The 17,099-nt window shown below is 63.2% G+C and carries 17 protein-coding genes; 10 read left to right on the top strand and 7 right to left on the bottom strand.

Features of this window, described 5'->3' with window-relative positions:
- Window positions 1-60: 60 nt before the first annotated feature.
- On the bottom strand, window positions 61-342 hold the full coding sequence (locus AX760_RS14380; protein WP_139275994.1) for a hypothetical protein: 282 nt from the start codon (window positions 340-342) through the stop codon (window positions 61-63).
- 322 nt (window positions 343-664) lie between these two features.
- Entirely contained in the window at window positions 665-1,327 is a 663-nt protein-coding gene (gene trhA, locus AX760_RS14375; RefSeq protein ID WP_071833614.1) for a PAQR family membrane homeostasis protein TrhA, read from the bottom strand.
- A gap of 377 nt (window positions 1,328-1,704) precedes the next feature.
- Here trhA and AX760_RS14370 point away from each other — a divergent pair, with 377 nt between their 5' ends.
- A complete protein-coding gene (locus AX760_RS14370) occupies window positions 1,705-2,655 on the top strand; it encodes a VOC family protein (protein ID WP_071833652.1) in 951 nt (316 codons plus the stop codon).
- Between the two features lie 247 nt (window positions 2,656-2,902).
- On the opposite strand, the gene AX760_RS14365 is transcribed toward AX760_RS14370, so the two are convergent.
- The 3 genes from AX760_RS14365 to AX760_RS14355 form a co-directional block, all read right to left on the bottom strand.
- Window positions 2,903-3,268, bottom strand: coding sequence for an SH3 domain-containing protein (locus tag AX760_RS14365; protein WP_071833613.1), 366 nt, complete (start codon window positions 3,266-3,268; stop codon window positions 2,903-2,905).
- A 56-nt stretch (window positions 3,269-3,324) separates the two neighbouring features.
- On the bottom strand, window positions 3,325-3,489 hold the full coding sequence (locus AX760_RS27225; RefSeq protein WP_175552066.1) for a hypothetical protein: 165 nt from the start codon (window positions 3,487-3,489) through the stop codon (window positions 3,325-3,327).
- 109 nt (window positions 3,490-3,598) lie between these two features.
- The gene (locus AX760_RS14355; RefSeq protein ID WP_071833611.1) at window positions 3,599-5,503 is read right to left on the bottom strand and encodes a HAMP domain-containing methyl-accepting chemotaxis protein; all 1,905 of its coding nucleotides are present in this window, start codon (window positions 5,501-5,503) and stop codon (window positions 3,599-3,601) included.
- Between the two features lie 404 nt (window positions 5,504-5,907).
- On the opposite strand from AX760_RS14355, the gene AX760_RS14350 reads away from it, so the two are divergent.
- The 7 genes from AX760_RS14350 to AX760_RS14320 all read left to right on the top strand — a co-directional run bounded on the left by AX760_RS14350 (window position 5,908) and on the right by AX760_RS14320 (window position 15,356).
- Complete coding sequence (locus AX760_RS14350; protein ID WP_071833610.1) at window positions 5,908-6,894, top strand: BMP family protein; 987 nt, start codon at window positions 5,908-5,910, stop codon at window positions 6,892-6,894.
- Between the two features lie 11 nt (window positions 6,895-6,905).
- Window positions 6,906-8,315 carry an amidase gene (locus tag AX760_RS14345; RefSeq protein ID WP_071833609.1) on the top strand — a complete coding sequence of 470 codons (1,410 nt, stop codon included), beginning with the start codon at window positions 6,906-6,908 and terminating at the stop codon, window positions 8,313-8,315.
- Complete coding sequence (locus AX760_RS14340; RefSeq protein ID WP_071833608.1) at window positions 8,312-9,838, top strand: ABC transporter ATP-binding protein; 1,527 nt, start codon at window positions 8,312-8,314, stop codon at window positions 9,836-9,838. Before AX760_RS14345 ends, AX760_RS14340 begins: the two co-directional genes overlap by 4 nt.
- Window positions 9,828-10,877 carry an ABC transporter permease gene (locus AX760_RS14335; RefSeq protein ID WP_071833607.1) on the top strand — a complete coding sequence of 350 codons (1,050 nt, stop codon included), beginning with the start codon at window positions 9,828-9,830 and terminating at the stop codon, window positions 10,875-10,877. Before AX760_RS14340 ends, AX760_RS14335 begins: the two co-directional genes overlap by 11 nt.
- A complete protein-coding gene (locus AX760_RS14330) occupies window positions 10,874-11,815 on the top strand; it encodes an ABC transporter permease (RefSeq protein ID WP_071833606.1) in 942 nt (313 codons plus the stop codon). Before AX760_RS14335 ends, AX760_RS14330 begins: the two co-directional genes overlap by 4 nt.
- Window positions 11,816-11,830: 15 nt before the next feature.
- Window positions 11,831-13,120 (top strand): amidohydrolase family protein, encoded by a 1,290-nt coding sequence (locus AX760_RS14325; protein WP_071833605.1) that lies wholly within the window; start codon window positions 11,831-11,833, stop codon window positions 13,118-13,120.
- Between the two features lie 142 nt (window positions 13,121-13,262).
- Window positions 13,263-15,356 carry a S9 family peptidase gene (locus AX760_RS14320; protein ID WP_071833604.1) on the top strand — a complete coding sequence of 698 codons (2,094 nt, stop codon included), beginning with the start codon at window positions 13,263-13,265 and terminating at the stop codon, window positions 15,354-15,356.
- Between the two features lie 8 nt (window positions 15,357-15,364).
- Here the strand turns inward: AX760_RS14320 and AX760_RS14315 are convergent, their stop codons facing one another.
- On the bottom strand, window positions 15,365-15,688 hold the full coding sequence (locus tag AX760_RS14315) for a type II toxin-antitoxin system RelE/ParE family toxin (protein WP_071833603.1): 324 nt from the start codon (window positions 15,686-15,688) through the stop codon (window positions 15,365-15,367).
- Window positions 15,685-15,951, bottom strand: coding sequence for a ribbon-helix-helix domain-containing protein (locus AX760_RS14310; RefSeq protein ID WP_071833602.1), 267 nt, complete (start codon window positions 15,949-15,951; stop codon window positions 15,685-15,687). Before AX760_RS14310 ends, AX760_RS14315 begins: the two co-directional genes overlap by 4 nt.
- A gap of 162 nt (window positions 15,952-16,113) precedes the next feature.
- Between AX760_RS14310 and AX760_RS14305 the strand changes: the two genes are divergently transcribed.
- Window positions 16,114-16,686 (top strand): DUF1697 domain-containing protein, encoded by a 573-nt coding sequence (locus AX760_RS14305; RefSeq protein ID WP_071833601.1) that lies wholly within the window; start codon window positions 16,114-16,116, stop codon window positions 16,684-16,686.
- Between the two features lie 30 nt (window positions 16,687-16,716).
- A partial coding sequence (locus tag AX760_RS14300; RefSeq protein ID WP_175552065.1) for a protein adenylyltransferase SelO family protein occupies window positions 16,717-17,099 on the top strand: 383 nt, incomplete at its 3' end.

The following is a 17,099-nucleotide window of genomic DNA, read 5'->3' as shown; positions in this document are numbered from 1 at the left end:
CCGTTCCTCTGGCGTCTGCTTGTGGACGTGCGGGAGGCCGGAAATGGCGATCTACCGCATTCAGAATTGAAGATGGTCCGTGTCGGAATGGGCGGCGAGCAGTTCGGTTTGCTCCGCACCAAAAGCAATGGATACCAGCACAAAGCCACCCAGCAGCACGGTCACGAGCAAAACGAGCGGCACAAGGGCAAAGATCAGGATGATTGACCACCTGCGGCCCTTGCCGGCATTCTCCGCAGCATCGCTGCAGGCGCCCTCCTCCGAAACCCGTGTAAGGTTCCCGGTCCAGTGTTCCGGACTGTCAAAAGCGCGTTCTGAACCGCCCTCTCTCAACTTTTCCATCGAACGCACCTCCCACTGCGCAAGCGGCCTGATCATCGCAGAGGCATGATATTCAGCGTAGCCAATATCGATCCCTGCTTGCCGGGATCTTGCTTGTTGGTACCGCGTGGCGCCTCGCATTTTGGTCTTTGAGACGAAGACGAGACGTCTGACGGCCGAACGCAGATCCCGATCAACAGTCTATATAGGACGCACACTACCAAAACTGTAACGAGTTTTGAACTTTTTCAACCGCAATCCGCTCGCAAAATGGTGGGCGCTGCAAAATAAGCATGCACTCATAAACGGAAATGTGCGGGGAAAGAGCGGACCGGAAAGCGGCTCAGGATCCGGTGGAAGCACTGATGCAGGACAGGACGGCGGAATAATGCACCGCTGCGGCCGTGATCACGAAGCCATGCCAGATGGCGTTCTGGAAGCGCAGTTTTTCCCAGACGTGGAAAATGACGCCGGCCGAATAGATGATGCCGCCGATGACGATCAGTGTCATCGTCGTGACCGACAGTTGCGACAGAAGCGGCCCGGCAGCGAAGACGCCGCTCCAGCCCATGGCAAGATACAAGAGGATCGCCAGCCGATCATAACGGCCGGGAAACACGCATTTGATGAACACACCGATGAATGCAATGCTCCAGATGCCGATCAGCATGCCGAAGAGGTAGGGGTCCTGCCAGCCGCGCTGCAGGAAGGGCGTATAGGTCGCCGCGATCAGGATGAAGATCGACGAGTGGTCAAACCGGCGCAGGAACCACTTGGTCTGCGAGACCGGCCAGAGATTGTAGATGAAGGAGATCGAGATCGTCGCCACGAGACCGGCGCTGTAGATCCAGGCCGCCACCAGCTGGCCCGACGAACTCCACAGTGTCGCGTAAAAAATCAGGGCCGTGACGCCGATCAGGGCGCAGACCAGGCCGATGCCGTGCACGACACCATCGGCGATCAGTTCGCTGCGGTCGTAGTTCCACTTGATACCCTTGATCTCCACGGTTTCCTCTTTACCCGACAACGATCCAGCCACCCTAGACGGCAAAAACGACTTTTTTGCACTGCGATACCAACGCAGTCTGCCACAGGATGATTAATCGAAAAAGACCAGAGCGTGCCGGGTGGATCAATTTCCGCAACAGCGGACAACAAACGGAGACCGTGTGTGCAGGTGGCTTGCGCCCGCAACCGCGCTGCCTGCGGCATTCTCCTGTTTTCGGGTCGGACGCTGCAGAGATCATCGGCAGCGACGATATCCCAATCTCGTGATTGTCAACATTCTGAGAACAGTACATCGCCGACACGACGGCTTTCTTGAACGCCGAACCTGGTCCATGATCGGACGCGAATGACACCTGGGGACCGACTATGACCGGCATAGACAGACGCGATTTCCTCAAGGCCTCGGCCACTGCCGCCATCGTCGCCGGAACGCCCGTGAGGGCTTTTGCAGAAAGCAAAATGATGACCGCTTTTCCCGCCACCCATGCCGTTACCATGCCGGCCTATGTCGATCACTCGCATCTCGTCGTGCGCGACCTGCCGATGGTCTCGTCCTGGTACCAGTCGATCATGGGGCTGAAGCCGATCGAGAAGACCGCAAGCGGCGACGTGCTCGGCGTCGGCGGGCGGCCGTTGCTGACGCTGACCACGGCCGGCGATGCGGCCAGGGCGCCGCAGAATGCACCCGGCCTGTTCCACACGGCGTTCCTGATGCCGGACCGGGCCGAGCTTGGCCGCTGGCTGGCCCATATCGCCCACAACAACACGCCACTGCAGGGCGCCTCCGACCATCTGGTCAGCGAGGCGATCTATCTGGCCGACCCCGAGGGCAACGGCATCGAGGTCTATCGCGACCGGCCGCGCGAGGACTGGAGCTACGTGCAGGACGGCATGGTCAAGATGGCGACGCTGCCGCTCGACCTGCAGAAGCTCTATGACGAAGCCGACAAGGATGCCTGGCGCGGCATGCCGGACGGCGCGGCGATCGGCCATATCCACCTGCAGGTCTCCGACATCCCGCAGGCCGATGGCTTTTTCCGCGATGTTCTCGGCCTCGATCTGATGGCCACCTATCCGGGCGCCAGTTTCTTCGCTTCCGGCAAGTACCACCATCACATCGCCGCCAACACCTGGAACTCGCGCGGCGCAGCAAAGCGCCAGGCCAACATGACCGGCCTTGCAGACTACACCGTGCATTTCAATGATCCGGCGAGGCTTGCAACAGCCGTGGCCAAACTCGACGAACTCGACATCCCGACGACCCGGACGGGCGACATCATCTCCCTTGTTGATCCCTGGGGCATCGGGCTGAAGCTGGCGGTGTAAGGGTTTCCAAAGAGAGCGGAAACGTCCTGGACGCACCGGCGATTGAAGGAGACAGACTTTTTCGGCACTTAATCAGGCAACCCGGAAAACATATGACAGATCGCCTTGAAGACATGCGCAGGAACCCACGCGCCGATTGGCGCATGGATCGAAGCCGCGCAGGGGTTGGGTAGCGATGTGCCGCCACCATCGCGCCGCCTGGTATCCGCTTGGTCCCTTCTTCACTGCAGTGATCGACCAAAAACGCTCACCAGCCCATCGGCTTGATATAGCGGCCGTAGACCCAGCCGGTCTGCCAGTCGCCATTCTGGCCCGGATCATGCCAGATCTGGCACCAGGTGGAGCGGACTGCCTTGCGCTGGGCGCCCGGCGACCAGCTGGAAATATCGTTGAGATCGGTGCCGTTCATGCAGCGGCCGGTCATCTGCAGCGCCGTTCCGTTCGGATAGGCGGCACGCACGGCCGACTGTGATGACGGCCAGGCGCGCGCGTTCAGCACGTCGTTCCAGGCGACGTCGGTAACCTGCCATGCAACGAATGTATTGGCGATCGCTGCCGGTGCGGCGATGGCCAAAGCTGCAGCCGCCAGTGCGATTTTGATCAGGATGTTCATGCTTGTCTCCTCCTCGGCCAGGCTTTGCCGACCGGTTTATCGTCCCTGATGCGGTTTTACCGGATGGGGGCGGCATCGCCGGTTCCCTCGGGAACAGGCGGGATCACCGGCGTGCCGCATTCGACCAGATTGTTCGGGGTGACAACGCAGTTCGCCTCGTTCCGCGCGCCACAGGCGGCGAGCATGGCGATCGCTGCGATGATCAAAAGCCTCGGGCGCATCTCGTTCGGCTCCGCGTGGAAAAGGTTGCCGCTGGCGGGCGCATCAAAAAGCCCCGCAAACCATTTAGGCGTGCAGGGCTTGATCTTGTCAAACGGGTATTTTTGCCGTTCAGGCGGCGCGGCGGCCATAGCCCTGCGACGAGGGCGACTGCTCGAGCTTGAAGCGGGCCAGCAGCGTCTGGAGCTGGCGGCTTTCATCGGCAAGCGTTTCGCTGGCGGCCGTGGTTTCCTCGACCATGGCGGCGTTCTTCTGGGTCATCTGGTCCATCTGGTTGACCGAGGTGTTGATCTCGGCGAGCGCCGTTGCCTGCTCGCGCGAGGCCGTGGCGATGCTCTCGACATGGTCGTTGACCTTGAGCACCAGCTGTTCGATCTCCACCAGCGCATCGCCGGTGGCCCGCACCAGGGCGACACCGCCGCCGACTTCGGAGGCCGAGGCGCTGATCAGCGTCTTGATCTCCTTGGCGGCACCGGCCGAGCGCTGTGCCAGTTCCCGGACTTCCTGGGCGACAACAGCAAAACCGCGGCCGGCATCACCCGCGCGGGCAGCCTCGACACCGGCGTTCAGGGCCAGCAGGTTTGTCTGGAAGGCGATTTCGTCGATGACGCCGATGATCTGGCTGATCTTGCTGGACGAATCTTCAATCCGGCCCATGGCGCTGACGGCGCTGCGGACGATCTCGCCCGACTTGCCGGCACTGTTCTTGGTGTCGCGCACCATGTCGCGGGCTTCGTTGGCGCGGGCGGAGGACTGCCGGACCGTGGCGGTGATCTCGTCGAGCGCGGCTGCCGTCTCCTCGAGCGCTGCCGCCTGCTGTTCGGTGCGCTTGGACAGGTCGTTGGCGGCCGAACTCAGCTCGGCCGAGCTGTCCTTGATCGTGCCGGCCGCGCCGCGAACGTTCTGCATGGTCGAGCGCAGAGTAACCATGGTGGCGTTGACATTGCTCTGCAGCTCGGCAAAGGCGCCCTGGAACTGGCCGTTCATGCTCTCGCACAGGTCGGCATCGGCCAGCGCTGCGATGACGCGGCGAACTTCTGCGACGGCGAGGTCAATGCTGCCGACCAGTTCGTTGACGCTGCCGGCGAAGCGGTTGAGATCGTCGTTCTGGTAGTCCTTGCCGATGCGGCCGGTGAAATCGCCGGCGACAGCCGCAGCGACAACCGCGCTGATGCTGGACTGGAGATCGCTGCTCAGCGCCTGCAGGGCTACTTCCTGCGCCTTCATATCGCGGATCACCAGTGCATTGCGGCGGAAGATTTCGACCGCGCGGGCCATTTCGCCGATCTCGTCCTTGCGGTCGACATCGGTTCCGGTGCTGTCAAGATTGCCGTCTGCAAGGCTGCTCATGGCGGCTGTCAGTTCGCGAACCGGGGTGGAGATGCCGCGGCGTGCGACAAGCAGGCTGACCACGGCACCGAAGACGATGCAGGCTGCAGCCGAGCCGGCGGCAATCAGCAGAGCGACGGAGGAGGCATCGAGCGCATCGGCGCGGGCAGTGGCCAGCGAGGTACCCGAATAGGTGCTGTATTCCTTGACCGTGGTGGTGACGATCTTCTGGGCGGCCAGGGCCTTGTCGAGCGCGCCGTCGATCACCGTCGCATCACCCGGGTTCTTTTCGGCCAGGTCGACCATGGCGCGGATTTCGGAAAAATAGCTTTCCAGCGTCGTGCGGATTGCCTGCAGCTGCTTGATTTCGGTGGCGTCGGCGGTCGCTTCGATCTTCGGCAGGCGTTCCAGCATTTCCGTCGAGCGCTTCTCCGTCTCGGCCCGGAAGTCCGCCGCCTTGTCCGGCTTTGCCGCCAGCTGGTAGGTCATGCGGCTGATGGCGATGATGTCGACACGCAGATCCATGGCCTCGCGGGCCACCTCCTCCTTGGCACCGACACTGACCATGGCCGAGGCCAGCGCCGAAATGCCGTAGGCGCCGACGGAGGCAATGGCCACCGATGACAGGCCCATGACAAAAACGACAAGGCCGATCTTTTGAAGGATGGAAAAGTTGCGAAACGTCATGGCTGCACTCCGGCGGGGCTTGGCCCGCAAGCTCGATAAAAAAGGAGATCAAGGCCTGATGCCTCTGGTCCGGCGCCGCAGAACGAACATCGCGCTATTGCAGTGCAAGATGACGCAATTGCGCTAATGTACGGTTAAAATCCATAGACGAAACCCTGAGGCCGACAGGGGCGAAACGGACGGACGGAGCAGTCCTGTTTGTGCCTCTGCGGGCGGTTGCCTGCCGTGTTTTGGAAGGGCGGGGAAGCGGTGCACTGCGGCGCGCAGACTTGGCAGCCTCCTGAACGCCGGAAATGCCTGCATAAGCCGGATTTTGCGTATTTTTTGACCAGCAACGTCGCTTGACACTTTTTTGGCCTCTACCTATGATTTTTTTAAACCAAATGGTAAAAAAGGGAACAGCCATGAACCGCGAAGTCATTCTCTCTCGTCGTGCCGTGCTTGCATCCGGAATCGCGCTCGGCGTCAGTGCGCTGGCCCCCATGGCGCGGGCCGCAGCCCCGCTGAAGGTTGCCGGCATCCATGCCTCGCCGGTCGAAAACGCCTGGAACTCCTGTCTCCATGCGGCGCTGCAGGCCGCCGCCAAGGACGGTGTCATCGAATATGTCTTCTCCGAGGGCGTTTCGGGCACGGACTATCCGCGCGCCATGCGCGAATATGCCGAGCAGGGCAACAAGCTGATCATCGGCGAAGCCTATGCGGTGGAAAAGGAAGCCCGCCTGGTGGCGGCCGATTACCCCGACACTGCTTTTGTGCTCGGCTCCAGCGGCAATGAGGAAGGCAGCAATTTCGGCGTCTTCGGCACCTGGAACCATGACGGCGCCTATCTCGCCGGCATGCTTGCCGGCAAGATGACGAAATCCAACATTGTCGGCTCCGTCGGCGCCATCCCGATCCCCGAGGTCAACATGCTGATCAACGCCTTTGCCGCGGGCGTCAAGGCGGTGAACCCGGATGCCAAGCATCTCGTTGCCTTCATCGGCACCTTCTTTGACCCGCCAAAGGCCCGCGAAGCCGGCCTGGCCCAGATCGATTCCGGTGCCGACATCCTGTTTGGCGAGCGCATCGGCACGGCAGACGCCGCCAAGGAGCGCGGCATCAAGGCCGTCGGGTCGCTGATCGACTATTCGCCGCGTTATCCTGAGACGGTGTTTGCCAATGCGCTCTGGGGCTTCCGTCCGATCCTCAACGCAGCCATCGCCGACGTCGCCGCCGGCAAACCGGTGGGCAAGAACTACACGGCCTTTGGCCTGATGAAGGAAGGCGGCAGCGACATCGTCTACGTCAAGGGCGCAGCCTCCAGCGAAGCCGAAGCCGCAATGGAGAAAGTGCGCGCGGACATCAAGTCGGGCGCGTTCGAGGTTCCCAAGACCATGGACGAGCCGAAGTAGTCGCCCGCTCAATGCGCAATGACGCGACATTCCTGGCTCAGGCGATCCGCAAGGGTCGCCTGAGTGCCGTCGAGGCGATGCAGGCATCGCTCATGCAGGCGGAGCGCCAAGCCGACCTCGGCGCCATCGTCGTTCTCGACCGTGATCTCGGGCTGAAAGCCGCACGCGACATGGACGAGCGCATGACGGCTCCTGATCCCGACAGCATGCCCTTTGCCGGCGTTCCAAGCCTTGGCAAGGATCTTGGCGGACCCTTTTCCGGACTTCCGGTCGCGGCAGGCTCGTCCATGCTGGATCGCGCGATGGAACAGGCTGGCGACAGCGATCTCGCTTTGCGGTTGCGCGCCTCCGGCCTCTGCTTCTTCGGCCTGACGACCGTGCCGGAAATGGGGTTGTCGCTCGCCAGCGAACCCGCCACCGGACCGATCTGCCGCAATCCCCTCGATCCGCAGCTCACAGCAGGCGGTTCATCGGGAGGGGCTGCCGCTGCGGTTGCCGCAGGCATCGTCGCCATTGCCCATGCGACCGATGCGGGTGGCTCGATCCGGGTCCCTGCCGCCTGCTGCGGCCTTGTCGGGCTGAAGGCGAGCCGCGGCGTCATGCCGGCCGGCCCCACATTCGGCAATCATCTCGGCGGCATCGCCAGTGAGCTGGCTGTCTGCCGCTCCGTGCGCGACCTCGCCAGCCTTTTTCAGGTGGCCGGCGGCCTTGCCCGCGGACCCTTTGCCGACCCAAGGATGCTGGCGGCCGCCAGCGGCAAACTGCGCGTCGGTCTCCTCACAGACTGCGGGTGCGATTTTGCGATCGATCCGCACCGTGCCGCAGCGGTTGAAGCCGCAGCCCGCGCGCTGGAGGCCGAAGGGCACGCCATCGTTCAGGTCCCCTGGGACCGGCTGCAGAAAAGCGTGGCAGCCTCTGGCGACGTGCTGGGCGATATCATCGCCGTCAATCTGGCAAATTACGTCGATGCCGCAGGGCTGGTCCCGGAGCGCGCGGAACCGCTGACCCAGGCCTTCGTCCGACGTGGCAGGGCGATGACCGGCCAGTCCCTCTGGGCGTCGCTTGATGCCGGCGTGCATGCCAGCCGTGCACTCTGGGAGATGTTCGGGGGTGTGGATTGCCTGCTCACCCCGATGCTATCAGGCGCGCCCCTGCCCCTCGGGTCGTTTCCGACGGACCATGACGATCCGGACCTGCAACTCGCCCGCATGGCCGCATTCGCGCCGCTGGCATCGCTCGCCAATATTTCCGGCTTCCCGGCCATCACGCTGCCATTCGGCGCGGATGCGACAGGCCTGCCCTTGCCCGTGCAGATCATGGCGCCGATGGGGAACGATCTTCTCCTGCTGGCGCTGGCCGCCCGGCTTGAAGCCGAAGACCGTTGGCAACACCGCTTTCCCGTGGCAGGGCTCACCCCATGACCGCACCCGTTCTCGAAATCGACGGCATCTCCAAGCGCTTCGGCGACAATCTCGCCAATGACGGGATTTCCATGGCGCTGGCCAAGGGCGAGGTCGTGGCGCTGCTCGGCGAGAACGGTGCCGGCAAGACCACGCTGATGAACATCCTGTTTGGCCATTATGTGCCCGATGCCGGCTCCATCCGGATCGACGGTGTGGAATTGCCGACCGGCACGCCGCGTGCCGCGATCCGCGCCGGTGTCGGCATGGTGCACCAGCATTTCTCGCTGGCGGCCAATCTGACCGTGCTCGAAAACATTATGACCGGCACCGAAAAGCTCTGGCGGCTGCGCTCGGGCACGACCGGGGCGCGCCGGAAACTGCTGGCTATTTCCGAACGCTTCGGCCTCAAGGTGGATGCCGATGCGCGGCTTGGCGACCTGTCCGTCGGCGAGCAGCAACGGGTCGAGATCCTGAAGGCGCTCTACAATGATGCGCGCATCCTGATCCTCGACGAGCCGACGGCGGTGCTGACCAATATCGAGGCCGAGCGGCTGTTCACGACGCTGCGGGACATGGCACGACAGGGCCTGTCGCTGATCTTCATCTCCCACAAGCTCGACGAGGTCATGGCGGCCGCCGACCGCATCGTGGTGCTGCGCGGTGGCCGGATGGTCGCCGAACGCAAGGCGGCGGACACCAGCAAGGCCGAACTGGCGGAGCTGATGATCGGCCGGCGGGTGACGCGGCCGGTGCGCGAGCCCTCGGCGCCCGGCGCGGTGGTTCTGGAAGCACGCAATGTCGGTGTCCGGATCGGCGGGGTCGAACGGCTGCAGAATGTTGGATTTTCGCTGCATGCCGGCGAGGTACTGGGCATTGTCGGGGTCTCCGGCAATGGCCAGGCGCCGCTTGCCCGCCTGCTCTCGGGCACGCTGGCCCGCACCTCCGGCGACCTCCTGCTCTATGGCCAGCCTGTCGGCAATCTCAGCGTCGCCGATGTCGTTGACGCCGGGATCGGCCGCATTCCCGAAGACCGCAATGGCGAAGGCGCGATCGGCGAAATGGCCATCTGGGAAAATGCCGTGCTCGAGCGCCTGCCGGCCTATGCAAGCGCCGGGCTGGTCGATCGCAAGGCTGCAATGGCGTTTGCCGGCGCGATCATCGAGCAGTTCGATGTGCGCGGCGGAAACCCGGCCAGCCGCACCCGGCTGCTGTCAGGCGGCAACATGCAGAAGCTGATCCTTGGCCGCAATCTGTCGCAGCGCCCCCGGATCCTGATCGCGGCGCAACCGGCGCGCGGGCTCGACGAAGGGGCCGTCGTCGCCGTGCATGCGCGTATTCTTGAAGCCCGCAAGGCCGGCACCGCCGTTCTTCTGATCTCCGAGGATCTCGACGAGGTGATTTCGCTTGCCGACCGCATCCAGGCGATCGTCGGCGGCCGGCTGTCGCCGCCGGTCGTTGCCGAACAGGCCGATGCGCGGCAACTCGGCCTGATGATGGCCGGCGACTGGGACAACGGTTCGGAGGTCGCCCATGCGGTTTGAGAGACGCGAACAGCGGTCGCTGCTTCTGCTTGTCGGGGCGCCCTTTGCCGCCATTGTCGTTGCGCTGGCGCTGTCCGGCATCCTGATCGCCATTGCCGGTGCCCCGGTGCTAGAGGCCTACAGGCGCATCCTGATCGGCGCTTTCGGCTCGCGGCTATCAGCCACCGAAACCTTGACCCGGGCAACGCCTCTGATGCTGACCGGGCTTGCCGCCGCCGTCGCCTTCCGGGCCCGGCTGTGGAATATCGGCGCCGAGGGCCAGTTCTATCTCGGCGCGCTTGCGGTCGCTGCCTTCGGCTCGCAATTGCTCGCCGGCCTGCCCGGACCGATCCTCATTCCGGTTCTCCTGGTGATCGGTGCGCTGGCCGGCATGGTGCTGATCCTCATCCCGCTCTGGCTTCGGCTGCGGTTTTCGGTGGATGAAGTGGTGACCAGCCTGCTCATGAATTTCATCGCGGTGCTGATCGTCTCGATGCTGGTCGACGGCATCCTGAAGGATCCGCTGGCCTTCGGCTGGCCGCAGTCCCAGTCTGTCGCCGACCATGCCATGCTGCCGAAGCTGGTGTCGCGTTCGCGGCTGCATATCGGCCTTGCCATTGCGGTGGTGCTGGCCTTCATCATCGCCTTCGTCCAGTCGCGCACGGTGTTTGGCCTGCAGTCGCGCGCCGCCGGTCTCAATCCGCAGGGAGCCGTGTTTGCCGGCGTGCCGCTCAGTCGCACGCTGTTCAAGGTCGCCTGCCTGTCGGGTGGCCTTGCCGGGCTTGCCGGAGCGATCGAGGTGATGGGCGTCAGGGGTTATGTGACCACTGACCTGTCGCCGGGCTTCGGCTATTCCGGCATCGTCGTCGCCATGCTCGCCAACCTCAATCCGGTCGGCGTGATCTTTGCGGCGCTGTTCACCGCGATCATGTTCGTCGGTGCCGACGGCATGAGCCGCAGCCTGGGAATCCCGACCTATATCGCCGACGTGACGGTCGCCCTGTCGCTCCTGACCATGGTCGTCGCGCTGTTCTTCACGCAGTACAGGGTTCGCCGATGAGCACGCTGATCGACATCCTCGCTTCGGCCGGCCTGTGGGCCGCGATCCTGCGGATTGCCACGCCGCTGATCTTTGGAACGCTCGGCGCGCTTCTCAGCGAACGGGCCGGCGTGCTCAATCTCGGTATCGAGGGCGTCATGACCTTCGGCGCGATGATCGGCTGGCTCGCCGTCTATAACGGGGTGGACCTGTGGACCGGCATCCTCGTGGCCGCCTGCGCCGGCGCCCTGTTCGGGGCGCTGCATGCGCTGCTGACCGTGACGCTCGGCCTTTCGCAGCATGTCTGCGGCCTCGGCGTGACGCTGTTTGCCTCGAGCTTCAGCTACTATGTCTTTCGCCTGGCCGTGCCGGTTGCAGGCACGCCGCCGACGATCATCCCCTTCCAGCCGCTGGAGATCCCGGTCCTGTCGTCGCTGCCGTTTCTCGGCCAGGCCGTCTTCACCCAGACGGCGCCGACCTATCTGGCGATCGCCATCGCACTGGTCATGGCCTATGTCCTGTTCCGCACGCCGGTCGGGCTGGCCGTGCGCATGGCCGGCGAAAACCCGCATGCCGCCGAAGCGCAAGGCGTCAATCCGATGAAGGTGCGCTATGGCGCGGTGATCGTCGGCAGCGCGCTGATGGCCGTTGGCGGCGCCTTCCTGACGCTATCGGCCTTCAACAGCTTCTTTCCGACCATGGTCCAGGGCCGCGGCTGGATCTGCATCGCGCTGGTGGTGTTTTCCTCCTGGCGACCGGGTCGCGCGCTGTTCGGCGCGCTGCTGTTTGCCTTTTTCGATGCCTTCCAGCTGCGGCTGCAGACCGTTGTCGAAGGCGTGCCCTACCAGATCTTCCTGATGACGCCCTATATCCTCTCCATTGCCGCGCTGGCGATCATGGCGCGCCGGGCCCGCGTGCCGCAGGCGCTGATGCAGCCCTATCGCCGCGGCGAACGCTAACCGAAAGGCAGACCGATGTTCGACCTGATCATCCGAAACGCAAACCTGGCCGATGGCCGCAGCGGCATCGACATCGCCATCTCCGGCGGCATGATCGCTGCCGTCGAACGCAGGATCGAGGCGACGGCCGGCACGGAAATCGATGCCACGGGCCGATTGGTCACGCCGCCCTTCGTCGATCCGCATTTTCACATGGATGCGACGCTTTCGCTCGGCCTGCCCCGGATGAACGTATCCGGCACGCTGCTCGAAGGCATTACGCTGTGGGGCGAATTGCGGCCGGTCGCGACCCGCGAAGAGCTGGTGGAGCGGGCGCTGCGTTATTGCGATCTGGCGGTGACGCAGGGCCTGCTGTTCATCCGCAGCCATGTCGATACCTCCGACCCGCGGCTCGTCACGGTCGAGGCGCTTCTGGAGGTGAAGGCGCGCGTCAAGCCCTATATCGACCTGCAGCTCGTCGCCTTTCCGCAGGACGGCTACTACCGCGCCCGGGATGGAGTTTCGGCACTCACCCGCGCGCTCGACATGGGCGTCGACATCGTTGGCGGCATTCCGCATTTCGAGCGGACCATGGAGGACGGCCGGCTGTCGGTCGAGGCACTCTGCCGGATCGCTGCAGAGCGCGGCCTGCCGGTCGACATGCATTGCGACGAGACCGACGATCCGATGTCGCGGCATATCGAGACGCTGGCCGCTGAAACCGTCCGCCACGGATTGCAGGGCCGCGTGGCCGGCTCGCACCTGACCTCGATGCATTCGATGGACAACTACTACGTCTCCAAGTTGATCCCGCTGATGGCGGAGGCGCAGATCAACGTCATCCCCAATCCGCTGATCAACATCATGCTGCAGGGCCGCCATGACAGCTACCCGAAGCGGCGCGGCATGACCCGTGTGCGTGAACTGATGGACGCGGGTCTGAATGTGTCCTTCGGCCATGATTGCGTGATGGATCCCTGGTATTCGATGGGCTCCGGCGACATGCTGGAAGTCGGCCACATGGCGATCCATGTCGCCCAGATGGCCGGAGTCGAGGACAAGAAGAAGATCTTCGATGCGCTGACGGTCAATTCCGCACGGACGATGGGGCTTGAAGGCTACGGCCTGGACAAGGGCTGCAAGGCCGATCTTGTCATTCTGCAGGCCGCCGATCCGCAGGAGGCGCTGCGCCTCAAACCAAACCGGCTCGCCGTCATCAAGGCTGGCCAGGTGATTGCCCGGACCGCCCCGCGCATCGGCGAACTCTTCCTCGCGGGCCGGCCGGATGCCATCGACGGCGGACGGGACTATGTGCCGCGCCTTTAGAGCGATGCCGTTCAGCGCGCGCCGATGATCGCCGGCCTGCGCCTTCGACGCACGGCCATCGCCGCCTGAACAAGGTTTCAGCTTGAACCTTGCCGCCCCCGCCTCTATCTGCGGTACAGACCCTCGCATTCCGGAGAATCCCTTGTCCATCTTCAAGAGCCTGCCTGCAGCCCCCGTCGCCGCAAAAAAGCCCGTGACCGACACCCGCCACGGCGTCACCCGGACCGACGACTATGCCTGGCTGCGCGCCGACAACTGGCAGGCGATGTTCAAGGATCCGACGATCCTCGATCCGCAGATCCGCACGCATCTGGAAGCTGAAAACACCTATATGAAGGCGGCGATGGCCGATACGGAAGCGCTGCAGAAGACACTGTTTGCCGAAATGCGCGGCCGCATCAAGGAGGACGACTCCTCGATCCCGATGAAGGACGGGCCGTTTGCCTATGGCTCCTTGTTTGTCACCGGCGGCGAGCAGCCGCGGTATTTCCGGACCCCGCGCGATGGCGGCGACCGGGTCGTTCTGCTCGACGGCGACAAGGAAGCCGAAGGCAAGGCCTATTTCCGGCTTGCCGGCATCGACCATTCGACCGACCATGCGCGCGGCATCTGGGGTTATGACGACAAGGGCTCGGAATATTACACACTGCGGATCCGCGATCTTTCGACCGGCGAAGACCTGGATGACGTGATCGAGAACACCGGCGGCGGCGGCGCCTGGGCACCGGATGGCAAGAGCTTCTTCTACACCGTGCTTGACGAGAACCACCGCCCTTCGAAGATCTTCCACCATATTGTCGGCGAGCCGCAGGCAAACGACCGGCTGGTCTACGAGGAAGAGGATCCGGGTTTCTTCATGGGCGTCGGCGCCTCGGCGCTGGACGATTTCATCTATATCGACATCCACGACCACGAAACCAGCGAATACCGGCTGCTGTCGACCGACGACCTGATGGCCGCGCCGAAGCTGGTCTCGGAGCGCGAGACCGGCCTTGAATATTCGATGACCGAGGGCGGCGACGTCTTCTACATCCTCACCAATGCCGACGGCGCCAAGGACTTCAAGATCGTCCAGGCGCCCGCATCAGCGCCCGCGCGCGAAAACTGGACCGACGTCGTGCCGCATACATCCGGTCGGCTGATCATCAGCCACATGGCCTATGCCCGCCATCTCGTCTGGCTGGAGCGCGAAAACGGCCTGCCGCAGATCAAGATCCGCGATCGCCAGACGGCTGAGGAACACGCCATCGCCTTTGACGAGGAAGCCTTCTCGCTCGGCCTGCAGGGGGCCGCCGAATATGACACCGACATCATCCGCTTTTCCTATTCCTCGATGACGACGCCGAGCCAGCTTTACGACTACAACATGGCAACGCGTGAGCGCACGCTCTTGAAGACGCAGGAGGTTCCCTCCGGGCACAATCCGGACGACTACGTCACGCGCAGGGTGTTTGCGAGCGCCAGCGACGGCGCGCAGGTTCCGGTCACCCTGCTCTACCGCAAGGATACGCCGCTCGACGGCACGGCACCCTGCCTGCTCTATGGCTACGGCGCCTACGGCATCTCGATCCCGGCTTCGTTCAACACCAATTGCCTGTCGCTTGCCGATCGCGGCTTCGTCTACGCCATCGCCCATGTGCGCGGCGGCAAGGACAAGGGTTTCCAGTGGTACGAAGATGGCAAGATGGAGAAAAAGACCAATACGTTCACCGACTTCATCGCCGCTGCTGACTATTTGAATCAGGAGAAGTTCACGTCTTACGCGAACATCGTTGCGGAAGGCGGATCGGCAGGCGGCATGCTGATGGGCGCCATTGCCAACCTTGCGCCGGAGAAATTCAAGGGCATCATCGCCGCCGTGCCGTTTGTCGACGTGCTCAACACCATGCTCGACGACACCCTGCCGCTGACCCCGCCGGAATGGCCGGAATGGGGCAATCCGATCGAGGACATACAAGCCTATCAGCGCATGGCCGCCTACAGCCCCTACGAGAATGTCGGCGAAAAGCCCTACCCCGCGATCCTGGCGCTCTCGGGCCTCACCGATCCGCGCGTGACCTATTGGGAACCGACGAAATGGGTGGCGCGGCTGCGGGAAATGACCACCGGGTCCGAACCGATCCTGTTGAAAACCAACATGGATGCCGGCCATGGCGGTGCCTCCGGACGGTTCCAGCGACTGGAGGAAATCGCGTTCGAATACGCGTTTGCGATCAAGGTGGCGGGGAAGATCTGAGCCAATCGTCAGCTTTCGGATTTTCCATGTCTGAGCAGGGAAAGGTAGTCCTGTGCGCCGTGAAAGACATTCGTGATCACGATCACGTCTTCTAAAAGGCTGTACAGAATCAACACCTTTTTCTCAAAGATGGCCAAACGCGTTCCGACAGATAGGTCATCGCGAGCAACGCCACCGAAAGGGGCGTTGCCGATAGCCTCACATTTTTCATAGAGCCGATCGATGTAACGCGTTGCTGTCGTGTAGTTTTGACTTTGGTCGAGAACATATTCGAACAGGTCGGTTATGTTTTCAGATGCCTCCGACGTGTATTCTACGCCGTAAGATTTCATGACGGGCGATGTTTCTCAAAGAGCCCATCGAGATGCTGTCGCATGCCGTCACTCGAGAGCCTTGGTCGCGGATCGTCCAGCGAGGCCTTCACCCTGACGCGGATCGATGCCATCGCCTCTTCATGGGCTCGCTCGTCTGCGAGGAAAAGCTGCATCGCAGCCTCCAGAACCTCGCTTGTCGACGCGTAGGCGCCCGTCTCGACACGTCTGTTGATGACCTCGACCAGTTCGGCCGGAAGGGTGATGCTGAGTTTCTGGTTCATGGCGCCATCTCCGTTCTGGCATCAAGGTAAGGGAGAACGGGGGGCGTCGCAATGGTTCGCGCTTTGAGGCGCAGATTGCCCAATTCCTGCTTGGCGCAAACCGGCTGGCGGCGGTAGTCTCTCGGCGCAGATGATTTGCGGACTGATTTGCGGAGAATGTCCATGCCCGTTCAAATTGCCCTGCTCCGGGCCGTCAATGTCGGCGGCACCGGCGCGCTGAAAATGACAGAGCTCAAGGCGCTGTGCGAGGATCTCGGCTTTAGAGACGTGAAGACCCATATCCAGAGCGGCAATGTGCTGTTTCGCAGCGATCTCTCGAAGGGTGCGGCGGGTCAGGCGCTCGATGCCGGGCTTGCCCGCATTCTCGGCAAGGCGCCGGGCGTGATGATCCGCGATCGCATGGAACTGGAGGCAATCATTGCCGGCAATCCGTTTCCCGAAGCAAAACCAAATTACCTGATGATCAGCTTCCTTTCCGCACCGGCGCCGCGCGATGCGCTCGACCGGCTGGTGGCGCCGGATGGCGAGCGCGCCCATGTCGCCGGCTGCGAGATCTACGTCCATTATCCCAATGGTTCCGGCCGCTCGCGGCTCGTGCTGCCGGCGATCCGGCATGCAACGGCGCGCAACCTCAACACCGTCGTCAAACTTGTCGAACTGGCCCGGGAACGGGAAGAAACTGAGCCTGCCCTTTCGACGCGGTCGCTGCCTTCCTATCTGATAGACAGGCTTTAAAGACAGCATGGCGAAAGTGGAGCAGGCAGGATGATCGAAGCAACAGGCAAAAGACACGCGCAGACCGCGCCCATTCCCTTCGACAACAGCTATGCGCGCTTGCCCCAGATCTTTTCTGCTGCCGTCCATCCGACGCCGGTCGCGGAGCCTTGGCTGATCAAATTCAACCGGCCGCTGGCGCAAGAGCTTGGCCTCGACGCCGAGGCGCTGGAGCGGGACGGCGCCGCGCTCTTTTCCGGAAATCGGATACCCGAGGGCGCCGAACCGCTTGCCATGGCCTATTCCGGCCACCAGTTCGGCAGCTTCAACCCGCAACTCGGCGACGGCCGGGCGATCCTGCTCGGCGAGGTCATCGACGTGCATGGCAGGCGCCGCGATATCCAGCTCAAGGGCTCCGGCCCGACGCCCTATTC

This window comes from Pararhizobium antarcticum, assembly GCF_001885585.1.
Classification (GTDB): domain Bacteria; phylum Pseudomonadota; class Alphaproteobacteria; order Rhizobiales; family Rhizobiaceae; genus Pararhizobium; species Pararhizobium antarcticum.
This window is presented reverse-complemented; position numbering and strand designations above follow the sequence as displayed.

Coding starts and splice junctions, on each gene's coding strand:
- AX760_RS14310 (WP_071833602.1), bottom strand. CDS start 15,951: ATGAACCAGAAACTCAGCATCACCCTTCCGGCCGAACTGGTCGAGGTC.
- AX760_RS14335 (WP_071833607.1), top strand. CDS start 9,828: ATGCGGTTTGAGAGACGCGAACAGCGGTCGCTGCTTCTGCTTGTCGGG.
- AX760_RS14325 (WP_071833605.1), top strand. CDS start 11,831: ATGTTCGACCTGATCATCCGAAACGCAAACCTGGCCGATGGCCGCAGC.
- AX760_RS14345 (WP_071833609.1), top strand. CDS start 6,906: ATGCGCAATGACGCGACATTCCTGGCTCAGGCGATCCGCAAGGGTCGC.
- AX760_RS14380 (WP_139275994.1), bottom strand. CDS start 342: ATGGAAAAGTTGAGAGAGGGCGGTTCAGAACGCGCTTTTGACAGTCCG.
- AX760_RS27225 (WP_175552066.1), bottom strand. CDS start 3,489: ATGCGCCCGAGGCTTTTGATCATCGCAGCGATCGCCATGCTCGCCGCC.
- AX760_RS14340 (WP_071833608.1), top strand. CDS start 8,312: ATGACCGCACCCGTTCTCGAAATCGACGGCATCTCCAAGCGCTTCGGC.
- AX760_RS14330 (WP_071833606.1), top strand. CDS start 10,874: ATGAGCACGCTGATCGACATCCTCGCTTCGGCCGGCCTGTGGGCCGCG.
- AX760_RS14315 (WP_071833603.1), bottom strand. CDS start 15,688: ATGAAATCTTACGGCGTAGAATACACGTCGGAGGCATCTGAAAACATA.
- AX760_RS14365 (WP_071833613.1), bottom strand. CDS start 3,268: ATGAACATCCTGATCAAAATCGCACTGGCGGCTGCAGCTTTGGCCATC.
- AX760_RS14305 (WP_071833601.1), top strand. CDS start 16,114: ATGCCCGTTCAAATTGCCCTGCTCCGGGCCGTCAATGTCGGCGGCACC.
- AX760_RS14355 (WP_071833611.1), bottom strand. CDS start 5,503: ATGACGTTTCGCAACTTTTCCATCCTTCAAAAGATCGGCCTTGTCGTT.
- AX760_RS14350 (WP_071833610.1), top strand. CDS start 5,908: ATGAACCGCGAAGTCATTCTCTCTCGTCGTGCCGTGCTTGCATCCGGA.